The 11638-nt window shown below is 42.0% G+C and carries 13 protein-coding genes and 2 pseudogenes; 6 read left to right on the top strand and 9 right to left on the bottom strand.

Features of this window, described 5'->3' with window-relative positions; genetic code table 11:
• Window positions 1-124 precede the first annotated feature (124 nt).
• On the top strand, window positions 125-583 hold the full coding sequence (locus tag LC653_RS41670) for an iron uptake porin (protein WP_229501150.1): 459 nt from the start codon (window positions 125-127) through the stop codon (window positions 581-583).
• A gap of 47 nt (window positions 584-630) precedes the next feature.
• Here the strand turns inward: LC653_RS41670 and LC653_RS41665 are convergent, their stop codons facing one another.
• Window positions 631-1275 carry a GNAT family N-acetyltransferase gene (locus LC653_RS41665; protein WP_229501149.1) on the bottom strand — a complete coding sequence of 215 codons (645 nt, stop codon included), beginning with the start codon at window positions 1273-1275 and terminating at the stop codon, window positions 631-633.
• 242 nt (window positions 1276-1517) lie between these two features.
• Here LC653_RS41665 and LC653_RS41660 point away from each other — a divergent pair, with 242 nt between their 5' ends.
• Both LC653_RS41660 and LC653_RS41655 read left to right on the top strand, forming a co-directional pair.
• Window positions 1518-3806, top strand: coding sequence for an alkaline phosphatase D family protein (locus LC653_RS41660; protein ID WP_229501148.1), 2289 nt, complete (start codon window positions 1518-1520; stop codon window positions 3804-3806).
• Between the two features lie 312 nt (window positions 3807-4118).
• Window positions 4119-4592, top strand: coding sequence for a hypothetical protein (locus LC653_RS41655; protein ID WP_229501147.1), 474 nt, complete (start codon window positions 4119-4121; stop codon window positions 4590-4592).
• On the opposite strand, the gene LC653_RS41650 is transcribed toward LC653_RS41655, so the two are convergent.
• Window positions 4574-4999: a hypothetical protein gene (locus LC653_RS41650; protein WP_229501146.1), complete on the bottom strand. Its 426-nt coding sequence runs from the start codon at window positions 4997-4999 to the stop codon at window positions 4574-4576. The two genes, LC653_RS41655 and LC653_RS41650, sit on opposite strands and share 19 nt — an antisense overlap.
• Window positions 5000-5106: 107 nt before the next feature.
• Between LC653_RS41650 and LC653_RS41645 the strand changes: the two genes are divergently transcribed.
• The 3 genes from LC653_RS41645 (at window position 5107) to LC653_RS41635 (ending at window position 6576) form a co-directional block, all read left to right on the top strand.
• Window positions 5107-5361 (top strand): hypothetical protein, encoded by a 255-nt coding sequence (locus LC653_RS41645; RefSeq protein ID WP_229501145.1) that lies wholly within the window; start codon window positions 5107-5109, stop codon window positions 5359-5361.
• Window positions 5361-5783, top strand: coding sequence for a type II toxin-antitoxin system VapC family toxin (locus tag LC653_RS41640; protein WP_229501144.1), 423 nt, complete (start codon window positions 5361-5363; stop codon window positions 5781-5783). Before LC653_RS41645 ends, LC653_RS41640 begins: the two co-directional genes overlap by 1 nt.
• 142 nt (window positions 5784-5925) lie before the next feature.
• A complete protein-coding gene (locus LC653_RS41635) occupies window positions 5926-6576 on the top strand; it encodes a Uma2 family endonuclease (protein WP_229501143.1) in 651 nt (216 codons plus the stop codon).
• A 74-nt stretch (window positions 6577-6650) separates the two neighbouring features.
• On the opposite strand, the gene LC653_RS41630 is transcribed toward LC653_RS41635, so the two are convergent.
• The 7 genes and pseudogenes from LC653_RS41630 to LC653_RS41605 all read right to left on the bottom strand — a co-directional run bounded on the left by LC653_RS41630 (window position 6651) and on the right by LC653_RS41605 (window position 10950).
• A complete protein-coding gene (locus LC653_RS41630; RefSeq protein WP_229501142.1) occupies window positions 6651-7397 on the bottom strand; it encodes a creatininase family protein in 747 nt (248 codons plus the stop codon).
• Between the two features lie 466 nt (window positions 7398-7863).
• A pseudogene (locus LC653_RS41625) lies at window positions 7864-8137 on the bottom strand (cupin domain-containing protein).
• A 22-nt stretch (window positions 8138-8159) separates the two neighbouring features.
• Window positions 8160-8519 (bottom strand): Mo-dependent nitrogenase C-terminal domain-containing protein, encoded by a 360-nt coding sequence (locus LC653_RS41620; RefSeq protein WP_229501141.1) that lies wholly within the window; start codon window positions 8517-8519, stop codon window positions 8160-8162.
• 796 nt (window positions 8520-9315) lie between these two features.
• Window positions 9316-9558: a hypothetical protein gene (locus LC653_RS48125; RefSeq protein ID WP_443689870.1), complete on the bottom strand. Its 243-nt coding sequence runs from the start codon at window positions 9556-9558 to the stop codon at window positions 9316-9318.
• A 53-nt stretch (window positions 9559-9611) separates the two neighbouring features.
• A pseudogene (locus LC653_RS48120) lies at window positions 9612-9770 on the bottom strand (serine/threonine protein kinase); the annotation flags it as partial.
• 229 nt (window positions 9771-9999) lie between these two features.
• Window positions 10000-10548, bottom strand: a complete 549-nt coding sequence (locus LC653_RS41610) for a GIY-YIG nuclease family protein (RefSeq protein WP_229501140.1) — start codon at window positions 10546-10548, stop codon at window positions 10000-10002.
• A 72-nt stretch (window positions 10549-10620) separates the two neighbouring features.
• The gene (locus LC653_RS41605) at window positions 10621-10950 is read right to left on the bottom strand and encodes a hypothetical protein (protein ID WP_229501139.1); all 330 of its coding nucleotides are present in this window, start codon (window positions 10948-10950) and stop codon (window positions 10621-10623) included.
• Window positions 10951-11638: the final 688 nt, after the last annotated feature.

Here is an 11638-nt window from a genome sequence, read left to right as displayed (position 1 = left end):
CTGGAGCAGATATACTACAGAATTGTTAAAGGTCGCGGATGCTTTGAGGCTGACAAGATAATATTTTTAATCTCTAATTCCATTTGATTTGCGTTCTCTCATATCGCTTTTAGTCTAAACTCCAGTGAGTGGATTAGTTGGAACGCTTGCAGCAAATCAATCGCCTGGTCTGACTCCAGCAAAAGTCAATAGTTACGGAGCAACCTTTTCTTGGCAGACTAATCCGCAATTCTTGGTCAACGGATTCTTTTCGTATACGAATGCAGACTTCCTCAACGATCGTGAAAGTAGTCGGAATATTTGGAGCTATGGGCTAGGAATTGGATTACCTGACTTCGGTAAACAGGGCAATTTGCTAGGAATCGTTGCAGGTGTAGAACCTTACTTGGGTAATCCAACGGCAACTCAACGCGCCAGCGGAGTGCGAAACGATCTCCCATTTCACTTTGAAGCATTTTATCGCCATCAATTGAATGACAACATTTCCATTACTCCAGGGGTAACTTGGCTCGTGAATCCAGGACAGAATCAAAATAACAATGATGCTGTAATTGGCACGATACGGACAACCTTCCTCTTTTGATAAATTTATGCTGGACTATGGAAGAGTAGCGATCGCATCATCGCTCGCTATCCTTCAGTCTTCCGATCTGGGTAACGAATCATTGGAAACAGCGTTGGCGATGTACCTGCTTGAATAGTACCGATCGCTTCAAACCCGTGCCGCTCATAAAAGGGGACATTACTTGGGTTTGAGGATTCGAGATAGGCAGGGGTTTGGGTGCGATCGCATTCTCGCAAGATTTTCTGTATCAAGGCAGATCCATATCCTTTGCCTTGCTGCTTGGGTTCAACTCCTAGAATTGCCAAATACCAATGTGGCTCAGTCGGGTGATGGTGTGCCATCTGTTCTAGCACAGCAAACATATCGGCTTGCTTTTGCTCGGCAACGCTGTGCTGAATTAGGTCAATTAGAGGCTGGGCATCTGGTTCGATTCCGGGTGGAAGCCAAAGTGCTGCACCAAAGTAGTCGTCGATATAGTAAGCAGTATTATGCTCAAAGGCTTTACCTCCAAGAAGGCTAATAAATTGCGGGAAATAGGTCAGATATTGGCGAGGTTCAGAATATAACCATCGTGATGCCGGGTCTGCGTTAAACGCTAGCACCCCAACTGCAACGACATCGGCGACATTAGACTCGGTGACCGATTCAATGGTTGCAGTAATTGGTTCTACTTCATTTGTAGAACTTACATTCAAGGGTGTTGTGTGCATTACTGGCTCCTTAGTGTTGAAGGAATGAGGGTTCTTTTTCTTTTAGAGTGCGTTGATAGTTATTGTAAAAGCGTAGGGATGAAATTGCTAGAAAAGTTCTGATTTTCACCTGACGGGGGGACAACAAGCTGTAAATGAATTAGCCCTTTTTTATTACTCTCGCCAAAGTATAATTAAGTGCGATCGGGATTATAAATAAAGCAGCATCATCCAAAACACCACCACTTTGTCAACTCTTTGCAATGAAGTATCAAGCTGGGGACGAGTTTTTACAAGAACTGCCACTAATTTTGGCGGGGCCAATTTTAAAACATACTGAACTCGACTCAGTGACGGTATGGGTGGCACTCAAACAGTCTTGTCAGGTAGAACTCAAGGTTTATGACACAACAAATGATGGTGAAGCACTAAGAAATTGCTTATTGGAGGGGGAACACTCCACCTTTGCTTTGGGCAAGTATCTTCACATTGTTGCTATAACGGCTCGGTCTACGGAGGGGCATCGTTTAACTAATAATCGCATCTATGCATACGACCTCCAATTTACTCTCGCTGACCAAAGCCCGCAAACTCTACAACAAGCATTATGCTCAAACGCCTCTCCTACAGTCAGCATCAGCTACTTTGAACATCAAAAACCAACCTTTGTTCTGCCGCCAAACCGTCTCCAAGATTTGCAAATTGTCCATGCTTCCTGCCGTAAACCTCATGGTCATGGCTTTGATGCCCTGCCGATTCTCGACAGTTTGATTGAGGCAAAAGCAAATCAACCACAACACCGCCCTCACCAGCTATTCCTCACCGGAGATCAAATTTACGGTGATGATGTAGCACAACCATCCCTGTGGGTTGCCAGTACTCTTGGTGATGCACTTTTGGGTTGGGAAGAACAACTTCCTGTGAATGGAGTGTACTGCACTCCCCAGCAACTACCCCCTGGAGAGCGGGCTGAAGTTGCGACAAATCAAGCAGGTTTGACCGCAGGATTACATAATAAATCTGAGAAAGTTAACAGTCATCTTTTCAGTCTCGGTGAGTATTACGCTGCTTATTTACTAGCTTGGTCGCCAGTGTGCTGGCCCGCCGCATTTCCCAAAGGACACGAAGTAACGCGCAAGAGCAAAGCTATCAAGCACTGGAATCGGGCAGTGCGGCATTTGCGACAATTCATTTATACCCTTGGGAAAGTGCGCCGCGCCCTTGCCAATATTCCCATGTACACCATCTTTGATGACCATGATGTTACTGATGACTGGAATTTGAACCAAGCTTGGTGTTTGCGAGTATTAGGGCGTCCCTTGGGGCGAAGAATAGTCCAAAATGCATTGTTAGCTTACACGGTGTTTCAAGGTTGGGGCAATACACCAGAGCAATTTGCAGAAGGTAAATCCGGTGAAAAGCTGTTGGCGGCAGCACAAACTTGGTCAGCTTCCCAAGGGAGAGATGCAAAGGCTGATGAGGCGATCGCTCGTTATGTAGGTATGCCAGCCAACGATCCCCACACAGATTTACCTATTTTAGTCCGAGACGGTCCAGTGTTCATTCTGGATCGACATCCTGAAGCACTGACTTGGAACTACATAGTCAGGAGCGATCGCCATGAAGTAATTGTGCTGGATACGCGGACTTGGCGGGGTTATCCAGCCGATCAAAAACCAATCGCGCCGCCGATGCTGTTGTGTCCAAAAGCCTTTGAGCAACAACTAGTTTTACCTTTACAACAAATAGCTGAACAAACTCAGATTCAAACAACATTTGTGATTGCGCCCACCAATGTATTTGGATTACAAGTGATTGATTCGATTCATCATTGGCAGTTACAACAGGAGAAAGTTTTTTCAACGGATGTTGGAGATGCCTGGAACATTAATGTTGAAGCACTGGCAAAATTCCTAACTACTTTGTTTGAGGAACGTCAACAAGTCGTTATTCTATCAGGAGATATCCACTACAGTTCTGTTGCTCACTTGTCTTATGCACGCACTCATTCCAAATTACAGTCTGTCTTAGTGCAATTAACCGCTAGTGCATTGAAGAATGAAGAGATTTTAACGCGGCTGATTCATACACGATTGAAAGATTGGTTATTACCAGAAAAGGTGCGACATTGGATAGGTTGGATCAATCCACCCAATATGGTAGAAATTTCAGAGAAACAATTACACCATAATCGCCAGTTGCTGACTAACTCTGAGTGGCATTGTGTGCTGGAATGGATACCTCGAAACAGCGTTGAGACTTCTAAGTGCAAAGCAGATATATCATCGTTGATAGCTCCCTGGAAACGAGCCGAAAATGCCAAATGGAAATGGTTACAACCCCTGATGTTTTGGAAATTTCGTTGGATTCAGGAGGGGCGAGAAATAGTTGGATTTAATAATTTGGGTTTGGTTCACTTCGAGTTCGCAGATGGGAGTCGTTCTGGCAAAGTTATTCAAGATTTGTACTGGTTTTCTTCTTGGTATCCAACTCAAGTTGTTTACAGCCGTTTTGAGAGCCAGTTAACGCCTAATCAGTCATTGTTACGATAACCCCGATCCCCCCAACCCCCCTTAATCCCCCCTTATCAAGGGGGGAAACAGGAAATCTAGTTCCCTCCCCTTCACAAGGGGAGGGTTAGGGTGGGGTAAAACCGTAGCTTTTATCCAGATGAGTAAACTGTTTCAGACTTGTGTGTACACCGTAGCCGATAAATTGGGGGGCTTAATATAAAGGCTTGCTCTAATTCCCTCCAATTTATCGGAGGGTTAGGGAGGATCAAGTCTTAAGTAAAGCAAGCGGATTGATTTTGGTTATATATGTGGGCACTCTAGATTTAAGAAACTTACTGGAGAGTGATTTCTATGTCTACGACCCCAATTAGTGCAACACTGCCACAAACAGACAGAGATGCTGTGTTGCAAGCCATTACCACCATTAAAGAAAAGCTACCATTCTTGGTTGATTTGAATTCCGACGATCGCAAGACTTTACCCAAGATGGGAGATAAGAGTCGGGCGTTTGTAAGCAAAGCATTAGAGGTGGCGGCGCAGAACCCAGAGTTTTTACCGCGATCGTTCGACTTGGAAGAGATGCGGAAGGATGTGCAATTATTTGAAGCGTTGTATCCGGTGTTGTTGTCGTTGACGCAGTTACAAGAGTTGGTAGATGATACATCTCTTGCAGTCGGTAGTGAAGCTTATGCAGCCGCGTTGCAGGTGTATAACTACGCTAAAGCCAGTGGACAAGGCGCGGGTTTAGATGCAGTGGTTGTGGAAATGGGACAACGATTTGCTCGTAAACCTGGAAAATCCAAGTCTCAAAAAGCAGCGTTGTAGAAAATAGCTCGGTACTTGCACTTAAAAGATGCAACGTTGAAGTTCAGAATTTGAATGTTGGAGTTAAAAGCACGACATTCCGAGTTCTGAGCTTCATTTTTTGAGTTCAGAGGCTCAACGTTCGAGTAAAAAGGTCGGAGTTCCGAGTTCAGAGGCTCAACGTTCGAGTCAAAAGGTGGAACTTCCGAGTTCAGAGGCTCAACGTTCGAGCAAAAAGGTGGAACTTCCGAGTTCAGAGGCTCAACGTTTGAGTAAAAAGGTCGAAGTTCCGAGTTCAGAGGTTGAAAGTTGAGATTTTGAGAGCGATCGCACAAGCATAATATCCCAAAAGCTCGTTTCTCATGGAACAACATTAAGGATTGGGTGCGGTTAACATAATAAAAATATTCCAGAGCATCTGACTCCAAAATTTAAGAAGAAACAATAGCTTGATATCTTTTTTGCTAACGGGCGATCGCCTTCCAACCCTCATCATGCAGACTGCGATATGGAAGAAGCAGGTAAAATTAATAGAATGGTAAAACAAAATTTTCAACCAGAACATACGCCGATATCTCCGTCAGATGGTTCTGAAAACCTGTCAACTACCATCATGTTCAGCGAGATATCCAAATTAAGTGAACTTTCCTTTGACCCAAACGCTGTGCCTATTTGGGAATTGGTAGCTGAAATCTCTGCCCAAGTCCCTGATGAAGAATGGCAAAAATTACCCACAGACTTAGCTAGGAGATTTGATTACTACCAGAAACAGAAACAAGGAAAAGATTGATGCGGGTTGTGTTTGCAGATACAGGGTACTGGGTAGCGTTGCTTAATCCTCATGATGATTTACATAACAAAGCGATAAATCTCTCAAAAGCTTTACAGCCTGCTCATATTGTCACTAGTGAAATGGTTTTAACTGAAGTACTGAATGATTTTTCATCTAGAGGTGAGTACTTTCGACAAGCAGCCGCCAATCTTATTAGGAGTCTCTATCGCCATCCAAACACTACCATAATTCCACAAACCAGTATTCAGTTTCAGGCGGCGTTGACGCTTTATGAGCAAAGGGCAGATAAAGAGTGGAGTCAAACTGATTGCGTGTCATTCAAAATTATGGAGGAGCAAATTATTGCTGAGGCGCTTGCCTATGACAGACATTTTGTGCAAGCAGGTTATACAGCTTTAATGCGAAATTGCCAAGTATGAGATGATTTAGGAGCGATCGCTTTCCAATCCCCATTATCCAACCTCAGAACTCGAAGCTTGCACTTCAGATGTTAAAGAGTTGAGCTAGAAGTTTAGAATTTGAGTTACAAGAGATATAGCTTACTGGCAGAAGGGTTAGACAATGAGTGATTTACAAACCCAGCTACCGACAGATACATGGATTTGTGCTTCTTGGGAGGAGTATGAGCAAGCGATCGCTAACTTGCTCAATGAGAAGGCAAAGAGTTACTACTATAAGGGGCACATGAGGCTGGAGATGGCACCAGTTAGTTTTGATCATGGTAAAGACCATGTTGTAATTATTTTTGCAGTGACTCTATTTGCAGCACTTAAAGGAATATTGGCGACAGGTTTAGACACAACGACTTTTCGTAAAACTGGTGTTCAGGATTGTCAGCCAGATGTAGCGTATTATCTCAGAGAAAACGCCCAAACTATCCCAGCAGGTACAGGAATTGTCAACCTTGATCGTTATCCTGCACCGGATTTGGTGATTGAAATTGCAAAAACATCTCTGCTGGATGATTTGGGTACAAAGCGATCGCTCTACGAAGAATTAGGCGTTGCTGAATACTGGGTAGTGGATGTGCAAAATGCCCAAATCATCGCCTATGCGATCGCAGACCAAGGCAGTAAACGTATTCAAGAATCACAAGTATTGCCTGGATTAGTAATTGCAATTTTAGAGGAAGCTTTACGCCGTAGCCGTGAAATGAGTCAATCTGAAGTTGGAACTTGGTTATTGAGCCAGTTTCAGCAAAAGGAGGATTGATCATAACTCTTCTCAAGATATTTTATGCAGAGACGCAATTTGACTCGCATCTCTACAGCGTCTTTCCATGACTTTTATTGTGCGTTCACAAATTCCAAATACCCACTGCTAAGTTCTTTTACGGCCAAGTCATAAAATTGCTTACCATGTTCAGGCGTTGCTAAAGCCGGATTTGATCCCATGCGTCCATCTGGATAACGCACTCGAAAGTCAGCTGCGCTATAAATCCGATGTCCGCTTGCAACTTCTGGTGAAAGATATGCTTGCTTAATCGCATTTGGATAAACGTACTGGGTGAGGGCTACTTCACTTGGCGTTGCATGAGAACCTTCTTGATCCCCATATAATTCTTTAGCTAGCTTATATACAGAACCGCACATAAACCAGTTTGCCACTTGACATTGCACCTGTTGAGCATTGGGAATCTGCAAATCTTCTAAATGCGCGTAAGTTTCTGAAAAAGCGGCTTTCAGGGTGGCGATATTACCACCATGTCCGTTAATAAAGTAGAACTTGCTAAAACCAGCTTTGGCTAAACAAGTTACATAATCTCGCACTACTTGAATTAAAGTGCTGGGACGCAGACTGATTGAGCCAGGAAAAGCAGTATGATGCAGTGCCATCCCCACATTGATTGTAGGGCCAACGATCGCTTGAGTTGCATCACCTACACCAGCTGCGATCGCTTCTGCACAAATGGCATCAGTACCAATTAACCCCGTTGGCCCATGTTGTTCTGTGGAACCAATAGGGAAAATAATCCCCTTTGACTGCTGTAAATAAGCTTCGACTTCTTGCCAAGTACTTAAATGCAGTAACATTTTTGATGATTTTCCTCAATAAAATTGCGGTGGGACGAAACCTTTCTCTGTTAAAACCCCACTAACATGATTATGAACTCTCTAGATTTTCTGTGGTGACGTAGCCTAAGAAGAGAAGCGGCTTGTCGTAGACATCGCTACGATAAATTTCAATAATAAGATCCCCGACTTCTCAAACTAGTCGGGGATCTATGGCTTTCACATTTTTAGTTATCAGCCACCAACCTGGCAATAATTTTATACAAAATTTGGAGGAAATGAAACTATTTATTTCTATGAATATTGTTTAGGAGATGGAGTTGCAAGAAATTTCGAGATATATGAATATAAGCAATTTACCGATTCTGCCACTTTATCCTACGACAATCGCTGCGAACCCCCTTAATAGTAGAAATCCAAATTGAGTTATGAGATGTTGGTATTGTGGATCATCAACTAGATAACGGGGATCAATCTTTTCTGTTGACTATTCAAAGTAATAATGTTTTTTCACATCCTTTGTAATTTCCCATGTGCAGGACATGCCAGCAGGAAAAGTCACCAAATCGCCTTTACCCATTTGCACTGGCTGTCCACCATCAGGAGTAACCACAACATCACCTTCCAAAAAGTAGCAAGTTTCTTGAGAATCATAAGTCCAAGGAAATTTTGAAACTTCCTTTTTCCAAATGCCCCATTTAGAGACACTTAATTCATTGAGGCGTTCAAGTCTTAGGTTGATGCTCAATTTTAATTTCCATATTGTGTTTTATCTAGTTATGTTCAGCAGTAGGATTGAATATCCTCTCCACACTGATCTACTAAATAACACAAAGCGCGAAAACGCAAGTAGACAAGTTCGTTATAAAGCGGATTAAGTTTACACATTGGTGGAATGTGCCCTATTTTGCGACCAAAAAGCATGAGATCGCGCTCGAATGGACACTGGGCAGGAATCACTTTAGCAATAAGTTTGGCTAATTTCCGATTCTGAATCTCAATTTTGTCCAGCCATTGACGTAATGGTTGCAGTAAATCTAATTTAGGTCTAGCAAATCGCTTTTTACTACCTGTTTGATTCTTTTCTTCTAAAGGGCTAACAAAAACAGGCAGAAAAATACGCTGATTAAGTGTTTTAAGCATAGTCGTAGGCAAGGTTTTCCTTGTGTAGATGAACTATTTGCCGATTGGGAATATTAACATGTAATCTGTTAAGCAATTTGCATTATGCTTGGAAATTCGGAAGGAAAAGAAGCACAAGGCAAATAATTTACATGCATCTTTGGGGGGAAATTGTTTAACTAATTGTTATTTAAGCCCACCAAATCAGGAAGAACTGTCCCGTTAAATACAAAATAACAAAGAAAATATAAAAATGGCATTTCTTTAACTTATCGATTGCTAATCTTGGAGATAGCAATTTTATATATTAAATATAAATGCCTGGTTCTCAAACTGCCTAGTACCTAGAGATGGACTTTTGGAAAGAGAAAACAGTTTAGCTCTGACTCCATATAGACTTCGCTAGGATTAGCCTCTAATATCGAGCGATTTTAGGCTATTAAATATCTAGTAATCTGTCTACTATGTTACACTAGCCAAGCTAGATATTATCTAATAAGTAGCAAGAAATCCTTTGATAAGTCCAAGCTAATATACTTAGAAAGTATAGCATTTACAAGAATATTTGCAATAAATGTATTGCGTGTAAGGGCGTACAGCAGTATGCCCCTACCAATATAGCGGTTCTCATCTTTAATGCAATACAGTCTGAACCTCACCCCGATTTGAGGTACGCAAATACTCTCCTCTCTTTGCTAAGGAGAGGGGTTGGGGTGAGGTTTAAAAAAGTAGTTTATGCAAAGGAGAACCGTTATATATATATCAAATATTTTGTGAAATGGTTTAATTACAAAAAAATGGTATAATCACAAAAATCTTATTTATTAAAATATCTCAAGCCGTAACGATCTTGATATTTGCTGATATACTCTACATTCTGTTGCTCTAATTTTGACAACAATTTAGGTGGCGGTGCAGAGACTACAGTCGGTTGAGTCAACAGGGGTTGCGTCGGTAGAATTGGATTTGCTATGCTCTGCAAAGTATCCAGCATTGTTCTGGCTGTGGGGTAGCGATCGCGCGGATGATAAGCGATCGCTTGATCAATTACTCTTGCCATAATTGGGCTAACATGACTTGCATACTGTCGCCAGACAATTTCACCCGTCTGGGGTAAATTTGGGGATTGTTGTGAATCGGTCTTAGCTGTTTAACCACACAACGGCGCTTTGAAGGCATGTAGGTATCTTCTGCTAGATAGGTTTCACCAAACCCACCAGCCCCCAGTGTGCGGATAACTTGATAGCGATCGTTTAGCAGCTGTATTGTCATGGGAGATTACAAGCCAATACAGTTCAGTTAAGCAATTTTTCCTTCTCTCTCTTCTCTCTCTTCTCTCTTCTCTCTGTGTCGCGCCAGTTGCTTCAAGTCTCTCAACCGCAAGAGCGCACTGGCTTCTCTGCGCCTAATAAGGTTCGTTAAAAAAAAGAGTCCTAGCCTTAACCCAAGCGTATTGGATTACAAGCAATATTTTTAAAGATAGTTTTCCCCAAAACTACCTTCACTTCAAATCTAGTAATCCTTCTTCTTTTAATTTCGGATTGAAGCGAATTTGCATCTGCAAACCACGCACTTCTAATAATTGCGTTGAAATTTCTGCTTCTACTCTCCGCGCCACATTTTTAAGAATTTTTATTTGTGCTAATTCATCATTAGCTGGATTTTGATAATTTGCCTGTTCTTCAGGTGTCATTACGACTTTGACATCAAGGGGATGAGTCCATTTTTCCTTTTGATCCCCATTTCCCCAAGGGACACTACCATTTTCAGCAATCCAAGCATTTTCAGTATTTTCTAAAATTGTGCGACTAGGGCGTTCAATAGTTTGAACTTTTACCCAATAGCATTGCTGTGGCTGACGGACTAAATGCTGTTTGAGGCTGAGGTAAACATCACGAGAGTATCCTACAAATTGCAGCACTTTTCCTTGGTCAAAGATAGCATATACCCCGATTTTACCTTGAAATTGTTCGGGTAATTGGCCGCGATCGTCAATGTAAGGAATGTATTCTAGGGCTGCCAAAGAAGAAAGATTCGTTTCAAGAGCCATACATCAAATATTAAACTTACTATTTGCCTTCAAAATTCAGAATTGCTAATTAAGGAAAAACTATCTTTCAAATTACCCTTTCTCCACTTTTTGGTAAATTGCACAAAGGCGACTGGGTTTAAAAATCTTAGCACTAAACATGAAATTTGGTGGAACGTTGATAATGGCATATTCATCAGAATCATGATACTTTTCAAATTCTGCTGGCATTCCTTTAGTGGTAGTTAAGCTGTAAGGAACTGGTTGAAAAAGTAATTCTGTAAATTTAACTTGCTCACACTGCAACTGTTGACAAATTTGGTTTAAGAAAGCAACGCTTGTCAATAAATTGAATAAATTTTCTTGAGCTTGTGCTTCAAGAGTGAAACTGCTATCAAAGTTCTGGACGATTTTAAGGGGCATTTTCTGTATAGGTAGCTATTAACGACTCTAATTTTTCACGGTATCTGAAAAACCTCACTTCTATTTCTCTCTTCCTTTAAGGAGGAGCCAGTGCGCCCTTGCGGCTGTGCCGACTTGTTCGCTCTTAGGGTTAAGGCAGGGTTGCATCTGGCGTCAAAGACTTTGAATTTTCCCCGTTAGAGTATCGGTAAGGGGGTTAGGGGGTTAGGTTTTCGTGGGCTTTTCCACATGACCTGAATTGTCAGATTAACGACTAAGTGTATGATAGAGGATAGGCAACAATCCAAAAGTGCTGGACAACGAAGCCTACCTTTTTGTGCAGATAAGCTTTGTGAAAAATCACCACTTTAAGATCAGCCTATTAGATTGTGTGACTTCTGTCAGCCACAGGAGGAAGCTGGCATGATTAAGAATCGTGAAGTTTAGCAGATTTTCAAAGATAGATGAGTTGTGCTGACATACTTCAGATATTAGACCTCTTGCAAAAGTCTATCCCCTTTTCCACATCCCGTCAAAAGTCAGGTTGAGCGAGAGCATTTGCTTGTTGAGCGAGAGCATTTACTTGTTGAGCGAGAGCATTTGCTTGTTGAGCGAGAGCATTTGCTTGTTGAGCGAGAGCATTTGCTTGTTGAGCGAGAGCATTTGCTTGTTGAGCGAGAGCATTTGCTTGTTGAGCGAGAGCATTTGC

It is taken from the genome of Nostoc mirabile CHAB5784, assembly GCF_020829645.1.
Taxonomy (GTDB): Bacteria; Cyanobacteriota; Cyanobacteriia; order Cyanobacteriales; family Nostocaceae; genus Nostoc; species Nostoc mirabile.
Note: the sequence above shows the minus strand (reverse complement) of the source record. Positions and strands in the feature narration are given on the sequence as shown.

Excerpts from the sequence above, each read along its gene's own strand:
- LC653_RS41620 (WP_229501141.1), bottom strand. The coding sequence starts at position 8,519 with ATGCTTAAAACACTTAATCAGCGTATTTTTCTGCCTGTTTTTGTTAGC.
- LC653_RS41655 (WP_229501147.1), top strand. The coding sequence starts at position 4,119 with ATGTCTACGACCCCAATTAGTGCAACACTGCCACAAACAGACAGAGAT.
- LC653_RS41665 (WP_229501149.1), bottom strand. The coding sequence starts at position 1,275 with ATGCACACAACACCCTTGAATGTAAGTTCTACAAATGAAGTAGAACCA.
- LC653_RS48125 (WP_443689870.1), bottom strand. The coding sequence starts at position 9,558 with ATGGCAAGAGTAATTGATCAAGCGATCGCTTATCATCCGCGCGATCGC.
- LC653_RS41645 (WP_229501145.1), top strand. The coding sequence starts at position 5,107 with ATGGTAAAACAAAATTTTCAACCAGAACATACGCCGATATCTCCGTCA.
- LC653_RS41605 (WP_229501139.1), bottom strand. The coding sequence starts at position 10,950 with ATGCCCCTTAAAATCGTCCAGAACTTTGATAGCAGTTTCACTCTTGAA.
- LC653_RS41635 (WP_229501143.1), top strand. The coding sequence starts at position 5,926 with ATGAGTGATTTACAAACCCAGCTACCGACAGATACATGGATTTGTGCT.
- LC653_RS41660 (WP_229501148.1), top strand. The coding sequence starts at position 1,518 with ATGAAGTATCAAGCTGGGGACGAGTTTTTACAAGAACTGCCACTAATT.
- LC653_RS41640 (WP_229501144.1), top strand. The coding sequence starts at position 5,361 with ATGCGGGTTGTGTTTGCAGATACAGGGTACTGGGTAGCGTTGCTTAAT.
- LC653_RS41630 (WP_229501142.1), bottom strand. The coding sequence starts at position 7,397 with ATGTTACTGCATTTAAGTACTTGGCAAGAAGTCGAAGCTTATTTACAG.
- LC653_RS41610 (WP_229501140.1), bottom strand. The coding sequence starts at position 10,548 with ATGGCTCTTGAAACGAATCTTTCTTCTTTGGCAGCCCTAGAATACATT.